Source organism: Methylobacterium sp. WL7, from assembly GCF_008040085.1.
GTDB lineage: Bacteria > Pseudomonadota > Alphaproteobacteria > Rhizobiales > Beijerinckiaceae > Methylobacterium > Methylobacterium mesophilicum.
Map to the genome: position 1 here is coordinate 1 of NZ_VRVG01000052.1, position 16,675 is coordinate 16,675.

The window sequence follows — 16,675 nt, forward strand, 5'->3', positions numbered from 1 at the left end:
GCTGCAGCACGGACCGCCGCCGACCTGACCATCGCCATCGAGGACGCGTTCGCCGCCGTCCGACCGGATGAGTGCCGAAACTACCTCACCGCTGCTGGATACGATGCCTATGAGCCAACCTGAAAGGACACGGCTCTAGCTGCGGCGGTGCTCTCCCAGGATCCGCCGGACCGTGCCGGCCTCCGAGCGGTAGACCACCGTCTCGGTCTGGATCCGGTCGGGCCGGAAGCGGACGCCGCGGAGGAGCGCCCCGTCGGTCACGCCGGTGGCGGCCACGATCACGTCGCCGCTGGCGAGATCCACCAGATCATATTTCCGGTTGAGGTCGTCGATGCCCATCTCGGCGGCGCGGCGGCGGCGCTCGGCCGTGTCCAAGATCAGCCGTCCCTGCATCTGGCCGCCGATGCACCGCATGGCCGCGGCCGCCAGCACGCCCTCGGGGGCGGCACCGGTGCCGAGATAGATGTCGATGCCGGTCTCGCCCGGGCTCGCCGTGAAGATGATGCCGGCGATGTCGCCGTCCGAGATCAGCCGGACTGCGGCGCCGGCGGCGCGCACCTCCGCGATCAGTGCGGCATGCCGGGGGCGGTCGAGGATCAGCGCGGTGATCTGATCGGGCTCGACGCCCTTGGCCCGGGCCAGCGCCGCGATGTTGTCGGCGGGGCTGGCGTCGAGGTCGACCAGGCCGGGCCGGTAACCGGGGCCGATGGCGATCTTCTGCATGTAGACGTCGGGGGCGGCGAGCAGCGAGCCGCGCTCGGCCATGGCCATCACGGCGATCGCGCCCGGCATGTCCTTGGCGCAGAGGGTCGTGCCCTCCAGGGGATCGACCGCGATGTCGACCTCGGGCCCCTCCCCCTGGCCGAGTTGCTCCCCGATGAACAGCATCGGCGCCTGGTCGCGCTCGCCCTCGCCGATCACCACCGTCCCGCGGATCGGCAGGCTGTTGAGTTCCGCCCGCATCGCGTCGACCGCGGCCTGATCGGCGGCCTTCTCGTCGCCCTTGCCCCGCAGCCGGGCCGCCGCGATGGCGGCGCGCTCCGTGACGCGGGCGAGTTCGAGGGCGAGCGTGCGCGGAACGCCACGCGGTTCGGACTTGGGGGCCACGGCCATCGCTTCCTGCCTTTGTCCGGGTCCGATCTTGAGTCGGATCCCGGTTTGATCGTCGTCGACCAACGCCTGTCAGCCTACGCGCGCCGCAAAAGTATCACTTATCTTGCATCAACATTGCGGCACATGACGCGACTTTGTGCACTCTTATTCACGCTCGATGCGGATGACCTGCGGCGGCTCGGCCAGCAGCCCGTCGGCGCCGATCGCGTCGAGCGCGTCGCGGATGTTGCCCTCGGTGGCCGCGTAGGTGATCAGCACCAGGGGCACCGGCCGGCCCGAACGCCCGCGGGGATCCGTCCCGGCGCCCTCGGTGCGGCGCTGGAGGATGCTCTCCAGGGAGATCTCCCGCTCGGCCATCCGCTGGGCAACGCCGGCGGCGACGCCGGGGCGGTCGTGGACGGTCAGCCGGATGTAATAGCCGCCCTCGTGCCGCTGCATCTCCACCCGCTCGCTGGCGCGCATCGACGCCGCCGGCACCCCGAAGGTCGGGCGGACGATACCGCGGGCCACGTCGGCGATGTCGGCGACCACTGCGGAAGCCGTCGCCTCGCCGCCGGCGCCCGGGCCGATCAGCGTCAGCTCGCCGACCGCGTCGGCGTCGATGGTGACGGCGTTGGTCACGCCCATCACCTGGGCGATGGCGGAGGATTTGGGCACCATGGTCGGGTGGACGCGCTGCTCGATCCCGGCCTCGGAGGCCTGGGCGACGCCGAGCAGCTTGATCCGGTAGCCGAGTTCGTCGGCCATGCGCAGGTCGAGGGGCTGCACCCGGGAGATGCCCTCCACCGACACACCGTCGGCGTCGATGGTGGTGCCGTAGGCCAGACTCGTCAGGATCGCGAGCTTGTGGGCGGTGTCGAAACCCTCGACGTCGAAGGTCGGGTCCGCCTCGGCGTAGCCCAGCGCCTGCGCATCCTTGAGGCAGGCCTCGAAGGTCAGGCCCTCGCGCTCCATGCGGCTGAGGATGTAGTTGCAAGTGCCGTTGAGGATCCCGTAGACGCGCGCCACGGCGTTGCCGGGCAGGCCCTCGCGCAGGGTCTTGATCACCGGTATGCCGCCGGCCACCGCGGCCTCGTAGGCCAGCGCGACGCCGTTCGCCTCGGCGAGCGCCGCCAGCGCCGCGCCGTGGCGGGCGAGCAGGGCCTTGTTGGCGGTCACCACGGTCTTGCCGGCCTGCAGCGCCGCCTCGACCACGGCCTTGGCCGACCCCTCGGCGCCGCCGATCAACTCGACCACGCAGTCGACCTCGCCGGAGCGGGCGAGCGCCACCGGATCGTCGAACCAGGTCACGCCGGCCAAGTCGAGGCCACGGTCGCGGGTCCGGTCGCGGGACGACACAGCGGCGACGCGGATGTCGAGGCCGGAGGCGGTCAGGGTGTCATGGCGGCGGGCGATCATCCGGACGACGGACGCGCCGACGGTGCCGAGCCCGGCGACGCCGATGCGGTAGCTCACTGTCATGATTCCTTCCGTGCACGGGACTCGCGATGAGCCGGGTCACCGATGCGGCGCATCTGTGCAAGAATTCCGTCCGGCCCGCAACAAAACCGGCCGCGCCCTCACGGGACCGCGGCGCGGTGCCGGATCGCCGTGACCACGAGGGCGTAGAGCACGACGGCGTTCAGGACGTGCCAGAGCGCGTGCGTGCCGATCGGCAGCGCCGCGCAGACGGATCGGTCGAGGGTGCGCGCGGTCAGCGAGACCAGGAACAGCACGCCGATCTCCGTGAGCCTCCGGCCGGTGCCGACGAAGCGGTGCTCCGGACGATCGAGCGCCGCCACGGTGAAGAGGGCGAGCGCCGCGGGCACGTAGTCGATCGATCCATGGGTCAGGGCGGAGATGTCGGACCCGCTCAGTCCGTCGAGGGTGGGGACCAGCGTGAAGCTGAACAGGACGAAGCCCGCGGTGGCCGCCTCCACCCGGATGCGCGGCAGCCTCAGGAACCGGTGCAGCGCCAAAGCCAGGTAGGCGACGATGAACAGCGTGATCGGGATGATGTCGGCATACATCGCCCAGGTCACCGCCAGGGTGTGGAACAGGAACGAGCCGCACCCCACGACGGCGATCAGCCCGGCCAGCCCCAGGCAGGCGCGGTCCGGCGGCCGCGCGGCGTGCGCCCGGCGTGCCGCGGCCGCGGCGGCCAGCAGGAAGGCGGCGTTCGACGCCGCGTTGACCGGCTCGGCCCAGACCTCCGGCCCGGTCCGCTCGCAGTAAGCCATGACCGGCTCGAACCACCCCATCGTCATCCTGGCGTCTATATCGCCCCGATCTTGCGCCGCCATGGCCTTGTCAGCGCGGCGCGAAGCGCGGATGACGCTTCGGCCGCTCCGGGAACCACTTCGGCGGCGAGCGCTCCAGACGGCGACCGGAAGCGAGGCGATGCGGATCACGACCTGGAACGTCAACTCGATCAAGCAGAGGCTGCCGCACCTGCTCGGCTTCCTCGACGAGGCGAAGCCCGACGTGGTCTGCCTGCAGGAGCTGAAATGCCAGGACGAGGCGTTCCCGCGCGCCGAGGTCGAGGGGGCCGGCTACGCGGTCGAGACGCTCGGGCAGAAGGCCTATAACGGCGTGGCCCTGCTGGTGCGCGCGCCGCTGGAGATGAGCGAGATCCGGCGCGGTCTGCCGGGCGACGAGACCGACGAGCAATCGCGCTACATCGAGGCGCTGATCTCCGGCGCCGAGTCCAAGCCGGTGCGGGTGGCCTCGATCTACCTGCCGAACGGCAACCCGGTCGACAGCCCGAAATACCCCTACAAGCTCGGCTTCATGGAACGCCTGCGGATCCACGCGCGCATCCTCATGGAGGACGAGACCGCCGTGGTGCTCGCGGGCGACTACAACGTCATCCCGGAACCCGCCGACGCGGCCGACCCGGAGGCGTGGCGCTCCGACGCGCTGTTCCTGCCCGCCACGCGGGCGGCGTTCCGCGCCCTCCTGGCCGAGGGCTACACCGACGGCCTGCGCGCCTGCGATCCCCGCGACGGGCTCTACACATTCTGGGACTACCAGGCGGGCTGCTGGCAGCGGAACGCGGGCATCCGCATCGACCACCTCCTGCTGTCGCCGCAGGCCGCCGACCGTCTGGTCTCGGCCGCCGTGCAGAAGCACCTGCGCGGCCTGGACAAGCCGTCCGATCACGTGCCGGTGACGGTGGAGCTGACGGCTGGGTAGCGCGGATGCGGGTCGTCTCGCCGCGGCCTACGATGTCCAGGCATCGGCTCGTGCAGGGCGCAAACGCATGTTTGTTCGCCGGACAGGGAGCCGACCAACGTCGTCGCACACCGTCGTCCCGAGGCCGCCAAGCGGAGCCCGGGATCCAGAAGCACCGACGTTCCAGCGCCTTACACCGACAACGGTTATGGATTCCGGGTTCGCCCGCGGCGACCCGGAATGACGGTGCGGGGTGCCGGATCGGGAGGGGCAAAAGCTCGGGCGATGAGCTGACCGGGGTGCGAAACCCGTCCGCCTGAATCGCAGACAGGCATGTCCTGCACCCGCCGACCGGGAATTCAGCTTAGCGGCGACACCCCCTGCGGCAGCGCGATCACCGAGGTCGCTTCCGCGATCTGGTCGGGGCCGCCCTTCGGCGGCCAGACGCCGTCGCCATAGGCTTGAGCGCGCAACGCGGCCCGCTCCTGAAGGCTGGCGAAGGCCCAGATATGCGTGATCCGCGGCGCCCCATCGAGGGCGTACAGGTTCACAACAAGATGTTCGGTGTAGGTTCGGGCCGGTTCGATGGCCGCCTCCCAGGCCGACAGCGTCGGCGCCAGGCCGCCGGGTTTGAGGCGGTAGGTCCGGATCTCGTACAGCCCGCCGCGCTCCCCGGTCCGGATCGGCGCCAGGAACGGGAACGGCGCGTAGCTGTCCATCTCCAGCGCGGTCACCACGCCGCCCGCATTGAACGGGTTGGCGCTGAGCAGGGCGCGTCGGCGCTCGGCCGTCATGTCCTCCGGCGCGGTGAACCCCCGCAGCACGATGAGCCGGCCCAGCATGCCGACTTCCGTCCGCCAGCAGCCCATGAGTTGTCCCTTGGCTTCGCTGTCGTCCACCCAGGCATGGACGCCCTCGGATGCGTGTCCGAGCGCGAGCAGGGGGCAGGAGAGCGTGGCGAGTTCGTACAGCATGGGAGCCTCAGTCTGTTCGAGGCTTCAAAGCCTGGAGCGGCCATTCGGTTTCCGACGCAGGAAGCGGTTGACTGCGCCCCGTGGTTCCGGTGGAGGACAGAGGGATCCCGAACCGTCACCGGTGGACTCCCCGACATGCCGGCCCGCCCCCTCGTCCAGTTCCCCGACCGTCGCCTGTCCCTCCCGGCCGACCCGGTCGATGCGTTCGGTCCTCGCCTCTCGGCCCTCGCCGACGACGTGCGGGACACGCTGCTGGCCGTCAGCGCCATCGGCCTGACGGCACCGCATATCGGCGTTCCGGAGCGCGTCGTGGTGATCCGTCTGTCGCCGGACGAGGATCTGCGCGTCTACGTCAACCCGGTGATCCTCTGGGCCTCCGCGGAGACGACGCCCCATGAAGAGGGCAGCGTCAGCATGCCCGGCGTGCGCGAGCGCATCACGCGGCCGAGCCGGATCCGCTTCGGCTACCGCGACCTTGATGGAGCCGCCCACGAGGAGGAGACGGACGGCTTTTCGGCCGCCGTGATCCAGCATGAAATCGATCAACTCGACGGTATCTTTTGGATCGACCGCCTCTCCCGTCTGAAGCGAGAGCGTCTCATCAAGCGGTTCGAGAAATCGAACGCCGCTTCATCAAGATGAAACCCGGGCCGAACACGATGAAATGGCCAACTCAACACGACGACATCGGCATCGATTGCACCGCTGCCGGCATCGGCTCTAGACCGATGCCGGTTCATCGGGGGATTCGACCATGATCGTCTACGGCAGCAGCCTCTCGCCCTTCGTGCGCAAAGTGCTCGTGGCACTGGCCGAGAAGGGTGTCCGGTACCAGCACCGGCCGGTGGCGCCGCAATCGGACGATGCCGCATTCCGGGCAGCGAGCCCGATGGGCAAGATCCCCGCAATCGAGCATGACGGCTTTCGGCTGGCCGATTCGAGCGCGATCCTCGATCATCTCGAGCGCCTCACCCCGCAGCCCGCGCTGATCCCGGCCGATGCGCAGGGGGCCGCCCGCGCCCGCTGGTTCGACAAGTTCGGCGAGGTCGAGCTTGATCGGAAGCTCTCAGTCGTGTTCGCGGAGCGCTTCCTGAAGCCGCGGGTGCTCAAGGTTCCCGGTGACGACGCGCTGGCGCAGCAGGCGCTCGACACGGATCTGCCGCCCCTGTTCGACTACCTCGAATCGCAGATCACAGGGCCGTTCCTGGTGGGCGACAGCTTCGGGATCGCCGACATCGCGGTCGCGGCGCCGTTCCACAATCTCCGACTCGCCAAGGTTCAGGTGGATTCCGCGCGCTGGCCGAAGCTCGCCGGCTGGGTCGCGCTGACGCTCGACCGGCCGTCCTTCGTGACGGCGATCACCGCGCCGGCCTGGTGAGACGACAGGGGCACGATCACGGAGCGGTGACCGTGACGCGGTCGGCGCACCGGCGATCGGCCCTATCTGCCATGCAGGGGCCGACGGATCGATACCCGGTCATCGCGTCCCCGATGGAGTTGTAATGATCGTCTACGGTACCGGTTACTCGCCTTACGTCCGCAAGGTCCTGGTCTCGCTCGCCGAGAAGAACGTGCCCTACGAGCACAGGCCGGTGATGTTCCACGCGCCCGATTCGGATTTCCAGGCGGCCAGCCCGCTGGGGAAGATCCCGGCGATCGAGGATGGCGGCTTCAAGCTCGCGGATTCCTCGGCGATCCTCTGGTATCTCGAGCGCAAGCACCCGACGCCCGCCCTGGTGCCGTCCGACCCGCAGGTTCTCGGCCGCGCGGTCTGGTTCGACAAGTTCGGCGATACCGAGCTGTTCGGGAAGCTGATCGTGCCGTTCGTCGAGCGGATCCTGAAGCCCAACATGATGGGCAAGCCCACCGACGAGGCCGCCGTCACGAAGGCGCTCGACGCGGACCTGCCGCCGCTGTTCGATTATCTGGAGCGGCAGATCTCGGGCCCCTACCTCGCGGGTGACGCCTTCAGCATCGCCGACATCTCGATCGCCACGGGCTTCTACAACTTCCACGTGGCCGAAGCGCAGATCGATGCCGACCGCTGGCCCAAGCTCTCGGCTTATATCGCCGAGACCCTGGCGCGCCCGTCGTTCAAGACCGCGCAAGACGCGAAGAAGGGCTGAGGAAAGCCGGCGGCGGCGTCAGAGCAGGGCTCTAATGCCGCCGCCGGATCGAGCCGACAGTCTGAAGTTGGCTCTGCGCCTCGGCCCGGTCGTCCTCGTTGGCCGCCGCCCAGTTCTTGTCGTAGAGGGCCACGATCCAGTCGTCCTTGCGGCCCTCCGCGCCCTCGCGGGCGAGCGACAGCCACATCAGGCCCTTCACGCGCTGGACCGGCACGCCGCCCAACCCGTTCATCAGCATGTCGCCGAGCAGAGCCTGCGCCGGGTGGTGCCCCTTCTCGGCCGCCAGGTTGAACCAGCGCGCCGCCTGCCGGGGATCCGTCTCCACGCCGGTGCCGTCGAGGTAGAGCCGGGCGAGGTTGTACTGCGCGTTCGGCTCGCCGTAATACGACGCCGCGTAGTTGAACATGTCGTAGGCGCGCTCGGGGTTCGGGCGCACGTAGGTACCTTTGATCCCCTCAAGGAAGTAGGTGCCGAGCGCCGTGAACGCGCTGCCGGTGACCGCCGAGTTCTGCGGATCGGGGCCGTCGTCGGTGCTGGCGTCGGCGATCCGGGAAAAGAACTCGAACGCCTTCAGGTCGTCATGGGGCACGCCGTCGCCCTCGGCGTACATCCGGCCGAGCTTCCACAGGGCCAGGGCATGGCCCTGCCCGGCGGCGTATTCGAGGGCGCGGGCGGCGCCCTGCTTGTCGCCGGCATTGTACTCGCGCACGCCGGCGCGCAGCGCGTCCTTGGCCGACCGGTAGCTCTTGTCCGCCACCGGTACCTGGACCGGCGCGCGGACGCTGGCATCGAGCGCCCGCGGCGCCTCCGTGGGCAGGGCGAGCAGGATCAGGACGCCGGCCGACGCCGCGATCCTGGCGATCAGGCGGGACCGACCGGGATCGGCCCCGGCCGGCGCCCTGCGCCGGCTGAGGTCAGTCCTAGACGTCCGCATAGCTCTCCAGCTCCTTGGCGCCGCCCGGATGGGTGACGGCGCCGTACAGCGCCGGGCCGACGCCCTGCGCGTATTTCCACAGATACCCGGAGGTCGCCGTGTTGGTCCTGGGCGCCCAGGCCTTGCGGCGCTCGGCGAATTCCTGGTCCGACAGGGCGACGCTGAGCGTGCCCTGGATCGCGTCGAGGGTGATGATGTCGCCGTCGCGGATCAGGCCGATCGGCCCGCCGACCGCCGCCTCGGGGCCGACATGGCCGACGCAGAAGCCGCGGGTCGCGCCCGAGAAGCGCCCGTCCGTGATCAGCGCGACCTTGTCGCCCATGCCCTGGCCGTAGAGGGCCGCTGTGGTGGACAGCATCTCGCGCATGCCGGGGCCGCCGCGCGGACCCTCGTAGCGGATGACGAGCACGTCGCCTTCCTTGTAGGTCCGCGACTGGACGGCCTCGAAGCAGGCCTCCTCGCCATCGAACACCCGGGCCGGGCCGGTGAAGACCTGTTTCTCGGCCGGCATGCCGGCGACCTTCACGATCGCGCCCTCGGGGGCGAGGTTGCCCTTGAGGCCGACGACGCCGCCGGTCGGGGTGATCGGGCGGTTGGCCGGGTAGACCACGTCCTGGTCCGGGTTCCAGGTCACCCGGTCCATGTTCTCCGCGATAGTGCGGCCGGTGACCGTCAGGCAGTCGCCGTGCATGAAGCCGTGGTCGAGCAGGGTCTTCATCAGCAGCGGGATGCCGCCGACCTCGAACATGTCCTTGGCGACGTAGCGCCCGCCGGGCTTCAGGTCGGCGATGTAGGGCGTGCGCCGGAAGATCTCGGCGACGTCGAACAGCGTGAACTCGATGCCGCATTCATGCGCGATCGCCGGCAGGTGCAGGGCCGCGTTGGTCGAGCCGCCGGAGGCGGCGACGACGGTGGCGGCGTTCTCGAGTGCCTTGCGGGTGACGATGTCGCGCGGGCGGATCTGCTTGGCCAGCAGCTCCATCACCTTCTCGCCGGCGGTGGCGCAGAACTTGTCCCGGATCTCGTAGGGCGCCGGGGCGCCGGCCGAGTAGGGCAGCGCCAGGCCGATCGCCTCGGAGACGGTCGCCATGGTGTTGGCGGTGAACTGCGCGCCGCAGGCGCCCGCCGACGGGCAGGCGACCTGCTCCAGCTCGTCGAGGTCTTCCAGGCTCATGTCGCCGACCGCGACCTTGCCCACAGCCTCGAACAGGTCCTGGACGGTGACGGGCTTGCCGCGGAACGAGCCGGGCAGGATCGAGCCGCCGTAGATGAAGATCGACGGCACGTTGAGGCGCACCATCGCCATCATCATGCCGGGCAGCGACTTGTCGCAGCCGGCGAGGCCGACCAGGGCGTCGTAGGCGTGGCCGCGCATGGTCAGCTCGACCGAGTCGGCGATGACCTCGCGGGACGGCAGCGAGGCGCGCATGCCGCCATGGCCCATGGCGATGCCGTCGGTGACCGTGATGGTGCAGAATTCACGCGGGGTGCCGTGGGCCGCCGCGACGCCCTTCTTCACCGCCTGCGCCTGGCGCATCAGCGAGATGTTGCAGGGGGCGGCCTCGTTCCAGCAGGAGGCGACACCCACCAGCGGCTGGTGGATCTGCTCCCGGGTCAGTCCCATCGCGTAGAGATAGGAGCGATGCGGGGCCCGGTCCGGCCCCTCCGTGACGTGACGGCTGGGCAGCTTCGACTTGTCGTTCAACCGCGTGTCCATCAACCCGAACCAAGCCTTCGCGCCGCCAGTCCCGAGGGTGCAGGAAGCCGCGGCGCGTCGCCGTTCGCGATGCGCCGGATGGGCCGTCCGCGTGCTCGGGAAAACCTCGTTTCGAAACGGTAAATCGTTGTCGAACTTGCCGTTTACCGCGGATGGTGAGGTGGGCCCGGACTATGGCGGGATCGCGGCGTTTGCGGGCAGGTCTCGGGGCGGACCCGGGTTCGTTTTACGGTGTTGCGACCCCGCCACAGCCACGCTTGGGATCCATTGCCGGCACGAGATTAGGTTAAGGATAATCCTTCGGTCACCTGCCCCGCCGGATTAGGCTCAATCGACACGGGTTCTAAGGCTCAGTGCCGCGCCGTATCACCGGCACCGTGCCACCAACCACCCGCCGCCGTCATCTGCGGACCGCAGACATGGCCCTTGAACTGCTATCCGCATGACTGAACCGATACTCCGTTCGGCACAGAGCACGAAACACGTGCCCCCGTTCAGCCGCGGCCCGGCTCCGGCAAGGCGGCCGACGCAGCACCGGTTTCCAGAGTACGGTCGCTCTCGTCCTTCAGGGCCACGCCGCTGAGGCCAAGGGTCAGCGCGCGGGCGAGCAGCCAGTGCAGCTTGAACGCCGCCTTCTCGTGGGTGAGGCCGGCCGTTCGCACGTTCGAGATGCAGTTGCGCTCCGCATCCGAGCGGCCGATTTTTGGATTCAATGTCAGGTAGATGCCAAGGCTGTCGGGGGAGGACAGGCCCGGCCGCTCGCCGATCAGCACCGCCACCGCCCGGGCCTTCAGGGTCTGGCCGACCGCGTCGCCGAGCGCCACGCGCGCTTGCCGGGCGATCACCACCGGCGCGAGGCGCCAGCCGGCCTTCTCGGCCAGGGGCTTGAACGCCCTGAGCAACGGCGCCGCATTCTCGTGGACGGCCCGGGCCGAGAGCCCGTCCGCCACCACGACGGCGAGATCGGCGGTATCCGCCGCGGCTTCGAGCGTCAGCAGGTCGTCCGGATCGAGCCGTCGGCCGAGATCGGGGCGGCGCAGGTAGGTCGCCCGGTCCGGGGCCTGCGAAGCCACGGCAAGCGTGGCGAGGCCGAGTTCCGCGATGGATGCGGCCAGCGCCGCCGCATCCATCGGCGCGTGCACGGCGTCCCGGGCCTGGGCATGGTCGAGGCCGAAGCGCAGCACCTCCCGGGTCGGCAGGCCGCTGCCGGCGCGGCCGAGCCCGATCCGGGCCGGCGTCAGCCCGGCGAGCCTGGCCCAGATCTCCCGCGAGTCGCTCACGCGGCGAGGTCCGGCGCGGCGGTGAGGAGCGGCGCGCCCGATCCCGGCAGCAGGGCGCCGGCCCCGTCGGTCAGCCCGATGCCGTGCAGCCAGGCCTCGAATTCGGGGGCGCGCTTCAAGCCCAGCACCTCGCGCAGGTAGAGGGAATCGTGGAACGACGTGGATTGGTAGTTCAGCATCACGTCGTCGGCCCCCGGGACGCCCATGATGTAGGTGCAGCCGGCCGCGCCCAGCAGCGTCAGCAGCGTGTCCATGTCGTCCTGATCGGCCTCGGCGTGGTTGGTGTAGCAGACGTCGACACCCAGCGGCACGCCCATGAGCTTGCCGCAGAAATGGTCCTCCAGCCCGGCCCGGATGATCTCCTTGCCGTCGTAGAGGTATTCGGGCCCGATGAAGCCCACGACGGTGTTGACCAGGAGCGGCCGGAACGGCCGGGCGACCGCGTAGGCCCGGGCCTCCAGGGTCTGCTGGTCGATGCCGTGATGGGCGTCGGCCGAGAGGGCCGAGCCCTGCCCGGTCTCGAAATACATGCAGTTGTCGCCGAGCGGGCCGCGCTTGAGGGCGAGCGCGGCCTCGTGGGCCTCCTTGAGCAAAGCGAGCGTCACCCCGAAGCCGGCATTGGCCTTCTCGGTCCCGGCGATCGACTGGAACACGAGGTCGACCGGCAAGCCGCGCTCCATGGCGGCGAGCGTGGTGGTGACGTGGGTGAGCACGCAGGCCTGGGTGGGAATCGCGTGCTTCCGGATCACCCCGTCGAGGAGGTGGAGCAGGTCGCCGAGCGCCTGGACCGAATCCGAGGCCGGGTTGATGCCGATTACGGCGTCGCCGCAGCCGAGGGTGAGCCCGTCGAGGATCGCTGCGGTGATCCCCTTCGGATCGTCGGTCGGATGATTGGGCTGCAGCCGTACCGCCAGCGTGCCCGGCAGCCCGATCGTGTTGCGGAACCGGGTGACCACCCGGGCCTTGCGCGCCACGGAAATGAGGTCCTGGTTGCGCATGATCTTCGAGACCGCAGCGGCGATCTCCGGCGTGACACCGGGGGCGATCCGGGTGAGCACCTCCGGGGTGGCGGTCAGCAGGAACTCGCGGAAATCGCCGACCGTGAGGTGGGCGATCTCCCGGAAGGCGGCGGCATCGTGCGTGTCGAGGATCAGCCGGGTGACGTCGTCCTGCTCGTACGGGATCAGCGGCCGGGCCAGGATCTCGGAGAGCGGCACCTCCGCGAGGCACCAGCGCGCCGCCGCATTCTCCTCGGCGGATTCAGCCGCGACCCCGGCGAGCCGGTCGCCGGAGCGGACAGGCGTCGCCTTGGCCATCAGGGTGGCGAGGTCACCGAAGACGTGGGTGCGCGGGCCGACGACGTGGCGGTAGGCCATGCGGTTTCACCCCGTCCTTGCTTTCCGAGGATCACAGGATAGCGTGATCCGATGCTTCTGTCCGTTCAGGCCGCACCGGCATTCGGTGCGGGGACCTCCGTGGAGATGGCATCGACGGTGCGCGGCATCGGGCTGCCCTGCCCGTCCGTGCGCTGGATCCGGACCTGCTGGTTGATCGGTTGCATGTTGCCGAACGGCGTCGAGAAGGCGATCTCGGCGGCGTCGCGCCCGACGCCGATGCGCACCAGCCCGTCGAGATCCGCCTGACGGGTCGCGTCGAACAGCCACCAGCGCCCGTCGAGATAGGCTTCGAACACCGCATGGAAATCGCTCGGCACGAGGCCGTGCGCATAGCAGCTCACGAACCGGGCCGGGATCCCGAGCGCCCGGCAGAACGCCGTGCCGATATGCGCGAAGTCGCGGCAGACGCCGGCCCGCTTCAGGAGCGACTCGTCGGCCGTGGTCTCGCCGTCGCTCGTGCCGGGCTGGTAGGTGATGTGGTCGTGGATCCAGTTGCAGATCTCGTTGACCCGGCTGTGGCCCTTGGGCAGCGCGCCGAACTCGGCCTGCGCGTAGGGCGTCAGCCGATCGGAGGAGACGAACCGGCTCGGCAGCAGGAACGGCAGGATGTCGAGCGGCAGTTCGCCGATCGGGGTCTCGCTGATGGTCGCCGGGTCGGCCCGGTGGACGGTCAGATCGACCTCCGCATTATACTCCAGGGCGAACTGGCCCATCGGCACGTTGACGCCGAGATAGCGGTTCAGAAGGTCGGGCGTGGTGTAGAGATCGCGCTTCAGGTTCGGCGTGAGCACCAGGCTCTCGCTGAGGATCTCGACGCTCCTCAGCTTGGCCACCTCCAAATTGAAGATGAAGGTCGTGTCCGAGAGAATATTGTACGACAGGCTGCAGCCGAGGGTATAGCGCATCGGATCTCCTTGCCGGGCGACGAGATGATCGCTGTCCAAGCAAGGTGCGCGCCTTATCGGCGGTTCCGGCTCAGGAGACCGATCTTTCTGCGGCGCGCGGCAGCAACAGGACGGTGAGCGAGCGCACGCCCTGCGCGCCGTGGATCAGCACGCCCTCGATGTCGGCGGTGGCCGAAGGTCCCGTATGCAGCACCGCGTAGGCGGAGCGGCCGAATTCCGGTCGCTTGTAGGCCTCCTGCACGTTGGGGAGGATGTCGGCGGGATCGAGCAGCACGATCAGGTGCTGGGCCAGGTAGGCGACGGCGTTCACGATCAGCTCGCCCTCCGTGAACAACACCGAGCCGGTCTCGGCGATGCCGAACACGGCGCGCACCACCGCCACGTCGACGTCCTCGACCTCCTGCGGGTACCGCACCGCCCGAAGGTCGCGGTTGCCGTCGATCTCAGGGACCGCGGAGGCGATCACCTTCGATTCCGCCAGCCGCCCGCGCACGCCCGCCAGCGGGTCGCCGGTGCGACCGTCCTCGATCCGGCCGCCCATGCGCTTCAGCCGGTCGCCGAACTCCTCGATCAGATCGTCGCCGACCAGCGGCGTGAAGTCCGGGACGCTCGGCAGCGGATAATCGCCCGCCGGACGGTTCGCCTTAAGCGCCGCCAGGATGTCCGCGCGCGCGCTCATCGGGCCGTGTCCTTCGCAGCGGTCTCCTTGGCAGCGGTGTTTTTGACCGCCTTCTGCATCCGGTTCTGCTTGTACCAGGCGTGGAAGGTCTGGCGCGGCGCATCCGGCATCTCGCGCTTCTTCCCCCAGGTGTTGAGCGGGTTGTAGACGGCGAAGCGCGGCAGCACCTTCAGCGCCGAATCCGCGGCGCCGATCGCTGCCCGATAGGCGGCGGGCCGAGACAGGACCGCACCTGCGGCCTTCATCATTCCCTGCTTGAGCGCCGGGATGTGATGCTCCTCGACCAGGACCTTGCGCCAGGCGAAGATCTGCTCGTGGATGTTGATCTTGACCGGGCAGACGTTGGTGCAGGAGCCGTTCATCGTCGAGGAGAACGGCAGGGTCGAGTATTTCCGCTTGTTGAAGGTCGGGTCGATGATCAACCCGATCGGGCCCGAATAGGTCGCCCCGTAGGAGAGGCCGCCCGAACGCCGGTAGACCGGACAGGTGTTCATGCAGGCGCCGCAGCGGATGCACTTTAGCGAGGTCCAGAACTCCTCCAGCCCGAGCCGGGCCGAGCGGCCGTTATCGACCAGCACCATGTGCATCTCGGTGCCCTTGCGGGGTCCGCGGAAATGCGAAGTATACTGGGTGATCGGCGAGCCGAGCGCCGAGCGCGACAGCAGCCGGATGAACACCCCGAGATGCTCGACCTTGGGGATGATCTTCTCGATGCCGATCGAGTGGATCTGCAGCGGCGGGACGTTGCCGGACAAGTCGGCATTGCCCTCGTTGGTGCAGGTGACGACGGTGCCGGTCTCCGCGATGGCGAAGTTGCAGCCGGTCATGCCGGCATCGGCCTTCAGAATGTAGGGCCGTGTCGTCTCGCGCTGGCTTTCGGCGAGGTAATGGGCGTCGTCGTTGTCCGGGTCGGTGCCGAGCGTCTTGGCGAAGACTTCCGCCACGTCCATCCGGGTCTTGTGGACCGCGGGCGCCACGATGTGGCTCGGCTCCTCGTTGTCGAGCTGCTGGATGCGCTCGCCCAGATCGGTCTCGATGATCTCGATGCCGTTGGCCGCCATGTGGTGGCGGAAGCCGCATTCCTCGGTGAGCATCGACTTCGACTTCACCAGGGTCTTGGCACCGCGGCTGCGCAGGATCTCCAGGACGATGCGGTTGTGGTCGGCGCCGTCCGCGGCCCAGTGGACCTGCACGCCGTTGGCCTTCGCGGCGGCCTCGAACTGCTCGAGATACTGGTCGAGATGGGTGAGCGTGTGCGCCTTGATGGCGGAGGCGAGTTCGCGCAGCTCCTCCCATTCCGGGATGCCGTGGGCCGAGGTATCGCGCTTCTTGCGCAGGTCCCACAGGCGCTCGTCGTGGGCGGCCTGGTGGAGCGGCGCGGCGAGGAAGCGCTCGGCGGCTTCGGCCTGGTCGATCGGCCGGTCGCCCCGGATCTTGGCGCCGCGCGGCTGCTTCTCGCGGGTCTGCGGCGCGCGGATCGGCTTGGTCGCGGCCTCCGCGTGCTGGAGGCGGCCGCCATCCTGGCCGCGCTCGCTCTCGTCGTCGTCGGCGCGGACTTCCGGATGGATGATGCCCTCGCGGGCGCGCGGGTTCAGATCCTCGACGCTCATGCGGCGGCTCCGTTCAGCACTTGCGCGATGTGGATATAGCGGAGCGGCAGGCCGAGGCGCTCGGCGCAGCCCTTCTGGTGCATCAGGCACGAGGAATCGGCCGAGACCACGTACTGCGCCCCGGCCCGGTTCTGGTCGGCGACCTTGTCGTAGCCCATCTTGGCCGAGACCGCGGGCTCGAAAACCGAGAAGGTGCCGCCGAAGCCGCAGCACTCGTCCGGCCGGGCGAGGTCGACCAGCTCGACGCCCTTCACGAGGCGAAGGAGGTCGAGGGGCTTCGAGAAGTACGGCTTCACGATCTCGGACGGCCGCGCATGGTGGATGCCGCGTAGCGCGTTGCAATTGCCGTGATAGGCGACCTTGTGCGGGAACTCGGCCCAGGGCAGCGCCTCGATCTTCAGCACGTCGTGTAGGAACTCCACGAGTTCGTAGGTGCTGGCCCGGACCTTCTTGACCTCGTCCGTCTGCGGGATCGCAGTGAGGTGCTCGCGGACCTGGTGCACGCAGGACCCGGAGGGCGCCACCACGTAGTCGAAATCCGAGAAATTCTTTACGAACAGGGCCTCGGTGGCGGCGGCCTCGGCGTGGCAGCCGGTGTTGGCCATGGGCTGGCCGCAGCAGGTCTGGTCGAACGGGTATTCCACCGTACAACCGACCCGCTCCAGCAATTCCAGCGTGGCGATCCCGACTTCCGGCTCGAAAGCGTCGACGTAGCACGGCACGAACAGGCCGACCCGCATGGTCCGGAACCTCCCTGGATCGCCCGCTCCCTTGAACTGGAACGGGT

General features: G+C 69.2%; 16 protein-coding genes and 1 pseudogene. 5 read left to right on the forward strand and 12 right to left on the reverse strand.

Translation table 11 applies throughout. The features are described from left to right. Positions 1 to 123: pseudogene (locus FV233_RS14895) on the forward strand (IS630 family transposase); the annotation flags it as partial. 12 nt (positions 124 to 135) lie between these two features. Here the strand turns inward: FV233_RS14895 and glpX are convergent. From glpX to FV233_RS14910, 3 genes are all read right to left on the reverse strand, one after another. Then, positions 136 to 1,113: a class II fructose-bisphosphatase gene (glpX, locus tag FV233_RS14900; protein ID WP_147856682.1), complete on the reverse strand. Its 978-nt coding sequence runs from the start codon at positions 1,111 to 1,113 to the stop codon at positions 136 to 138. A 144-nt stretch (positions 1,114 to 1,257) separates the two neighbouring features. Beyond that, on the reverse strand, positions 1,258 to 2,574 hold the full coding sequence (locus tag FV233_RS14905) for a homoserine dehydrogenase (protein WP_147897908.1): 1,317 nt from the start codon (positions 2,572 to 2,574) through the stop codon (positions 1,258 to 1,260). A 98-nt stretch (positions 2,575 to 2,672) separates the two neighbouring features. After that, positions 2,673 to 3,359, reverse strand: coding sequence for a ceramidase domain-containing protein (locus tag FV233_RS14910; RefSeq protein WP_147897920.1), 687 nt, complete (start codon positions 3,357 to 3,359; stop codon positions 2,673 to 2,675). Positions 3,360 to 3,492: 133 nt separating this feature from the next. On the opposite strand from FV233_RS14910, the gene xth reads away from it, so the two are divergent. Further along, on the forward strand, positions 3,493 to 4,287 hold the full coding sequence (gene xth / locus FV233_RS14915) for an exodeoxyribonuclease III (RefSeq protein ID WP_147857404.1): 795 nt from the start codon (positions 3,493 to 3,495) through the stop codon (positions 4,285 to 4,287). 338 nt (positions 4,288 to 4,625) lie between these two features. Here xth and FV233_RS14920 read toward each other — a convergent pair whose 3' ends face one another. After that, positions 4,626 to 5,240: an NIPSNAP family protein gene (locus FV233_RS14920; protein WP_147857405.1), complete on the reverse strand. Its 615-nt coding sequence runs from the start codon at positions 5,238 to 5,240 to the stop codon at positions 4,626 to 4,628. 135 nt (positions 5,241 to 5,375) lie between these two features. On the opposite strand from FV233_RS14920, the gene FV233_RS14925 reads away from it, so the two are divergent. The 3 genes from FV233_RS14925 (at position 5,376) to FV233_RS14935 (ending at position 7,366) form a co-directional block, all read left to right on the forward strand. Beyond that, positions 5,376 to 5,882 carry a peptide deformylase gene (locus tag FV233_RS14925; RefSeq protein ID WP_147897909.1) on the forward strand — a complete coding sequence of 169 codons (507 nt, stop codon included), beginning with the start codon at positions 5,376 to 5,378 and terminating at the stop codon, positions 5,880 to 5,882. Positions 5,883 to 5,994: 112 nt separating this feature from the next. Next, positions 5,995 to 6,618, forward strand: coding sequence for a glutathione S-transferase family protein (locus tag FV233_RS14930; RefSeq protein WP_147855979.1), 624 nt, complete (start codon positions 5,995 to 5,997; stop codon positions 6,616 to 6,618). A gap of 124 nt (positions 6,619 to 6,742) precedes the next feature. Continuing rightward, positions 6,743 to 7,366 carry a glutathione S-transferase family protein gene (locus FV233_RS14935; RefSeq protein WP_147897910.1) on the forward strand — a complete coding sequence of 208 codons (624 nt, stop codon included), beginning with the start codon at positions 6,743 to 6,745 and terminating at the stop codon, positions 7,364 to 7,366. A 31-nt stretch (positions 7,367 to 7,397) separates the two neighbouring features. Here FV233_RS14935 and FV233_RS14940 read toward each other — a convergent pair whose 3' ends face one another. From FV233_RS14940 to FV233_RS14975, 8 genes are all read right to left on the reverse strand, one after another. Continuing rightward, the gene (locus tag FV233_RS14940) at positions 7,398 to 8,300 is read right to left on the reverse strand and encodes a tetratricopeptide repeat protein (protein ID WP_147855981.1); all 903 of its coding nucleotides are present in this window, start codon (positions 8,298 to 8,300) and stop codon (positions 7,398 to 7,400) included. Next, on the reverse strand, positions 8,287 to 10,017 hold the full coding sequence (gene ilvD, locus FV233_RS14945; RefSeq protein WP_147897911.1) for a dihydroxy-acid dehydratase: 1,731 nt from the start codon (positions 10,015 to 10,017) through the stop codon (positions 8,287 to 8,289). The genes FV233_RS14940 and ilvD overlap by 14 nt, the downstream gene beginning before the upstream one ends. 494 nt (positions 10,018 to 10,511) lie before the next feature. Continuing rightward, entirely contained in the window at positions 10,512 to 11,297 is a 786-nt protein-coding gene (eutC, locus tag FV233_RS14950; protein WP_147897912.1) for an ethanolamine ammonia-lyase subunit EutC, read from the reverse strand. Then, positions 11,294 to 12,673, reverse strand: a complete 1,380-nt coding sequence (locus tag FV233_RS14955) for an ethanolamine ammonia-lyase subunit EutB (RefSeq protein ID WP_147897913.1) — start codon at positions 12,671 to 12,673, stop codon at positions 11,294 to 11,296. Before FV233_RS14955 ends, eutC begins: the two co-directional genes overlap by 4 nt. Positions 12,674 to 12,738: 65 nt before the next feature. Beyond that, positions 12,739 to 13,599, reverse strand: a complete 861-nt coding sequence (locus tag FV233_RS14960; protein WP_147897914.1) for a transglutaminase family protein — start codon at positions 13,597 to 13,599, stop codon at positions 12,739 to 12,741. Between the two features lie 70 nt (positions 13,600 to 13,669). Beyond that, entirely contained in the window at positions 13,670 to 14,278 is a 609-nt protein-coding gene (locus tag FV233_RS14965) for an LUD domain-containing protein (protein WP_147854377.1), read from the reverse strand. Beyond that, positions 14,275 to 15,888, reverse strand: a complete 1,614-nt coding sequence (locus tag FV233_RS14970; protein ID WP_147854376.1) for a lactate utilization protein B — start codon at positions 15,886 to 15,888, stop codon at positions 14,275 to 14,277. The genes FV233_RS14965 and FV233_RS14970 overlap by 4 nt, the downstream gene beginning before the upstream one ends. Continuing rightward, positions 15,885 to 16,628: a (Fe-S)-binding protein gene (locus tag FV233_RS14975; protein ID WP_147854375.1), complete on the reverse strand. Its 744-nt coding sequence runs from the start codon at positions 16,626 to 16,628 to the stop codon at positions 15,885 to 15,887. The genes FV233_RS14970 and FV233_RS14975 overlap by 4 nt, the downstream gene beginning before the upstream one ends. Between the last annotated feature and the right edge of the window lie 47 nt (positions 16,629 to 16,675).

Coding starts and splice junctions, on each gene's coding strand:
- glpX (WP_147856682.1), bottom strand. CDS start 1,113: ATGGCCGTGGCCCCCAAGTCCGAACCGCGTGGCGTTCCGCGCACGCTC.
- FV233_RS14905 (WP_147897908.1), bottom strand. CDS start 2,574: ATGACAGTGAGCTACCGCATCGGCGTCGCCGGGCTCGGCACCGTCGGC.
- FV233_RS14910 (WP_147897920.1), bottom strand. CDS start 3,359: ATGACGATGGGGTGGTTCGAGCCGGTCATGGCTTACTGCGAGCGGACC.
- xth (WP_147857404.1), top strand. CDS start 3,493: ATGCGGATCACGACCTGGAACGTCAACTCGATCAAGCAGAGGCTGCCG.
- FV233_RS14920 (WP_147857405.1), bottom strand. CDS start 5,240: ATGCTGTACGAACTCGCCACGCTCTCCTGCCCCCTGCTCGCGCTCGGA.
- FV233_RS14925 (WP_147897909.1), top strand. CDS start 5,376: ATGCCGGCCCGCCCCCTCGTCCAGTTCCCCGACCGTCGCCTGTCCCTC.
- FV233_RS14930 (WP_147855979.1), top strand. CDS start 5,995: ATGATCGTCTACGGCAGCAGCCTCTCGCCCTTCGTGCGCAAAGTGCTC.
- FV233_RS14935 (WP_147897910.1), top strand. CDS start 6,743: ATGATCGTCTACGGTACCGGTTACTCGCCTTACGTCCGCAAGGTCCTG.
- FV233_RS14940 (WP_147855981.1), bottom strand. CDS start 8,300: ATGCGGACGTCTAGGACTGACCTCAGCCGGCGCAGGGCGCCGGCCGGG.
- ilvD (WP_147897911.1), bottom strand. CDS start 10,017: ATGGACACGCGGTTGAACGACAAGTCGAAGCTGCCCAGCCGTCACGTC.
- FV233_RS14955 (WP_147897913.1), bottom strand. CDS start 12,673: ATGGCCTACCGCCACGTCGTCGGCCCGCGCACCCACGTCTTCGGTGAC.
- FV233_RS14960 (WP_147897914.1), bottom strand. CDS start 13,599: ATGCGCTATACCCTCGGCTGCAGCCTGTCGTACAATATTCTCTCGGAC.
- FV233_RS14965 (WP_147854377.1), bottom strand. CDS start 14,278: ATGAGCGCGCGCGCGGACATCCTGGCGGCGCTTAAGGCGAACCGTCCG.
- FV233_RS14970 (WP_147854376.1), bottom strand. CDS start 15,888: ATGAGCGTCGAGGATCTGAACCCGCGCGCCCGCGAGGGCATCATCCAT.
- FV233_RS14975 (WP_147854375.1), bottom strand. CDS start 16,628: ATGCGGGTCGGCCTGTTCGTGCCGTGCTACGTCGACGCTTTCGAGCCG.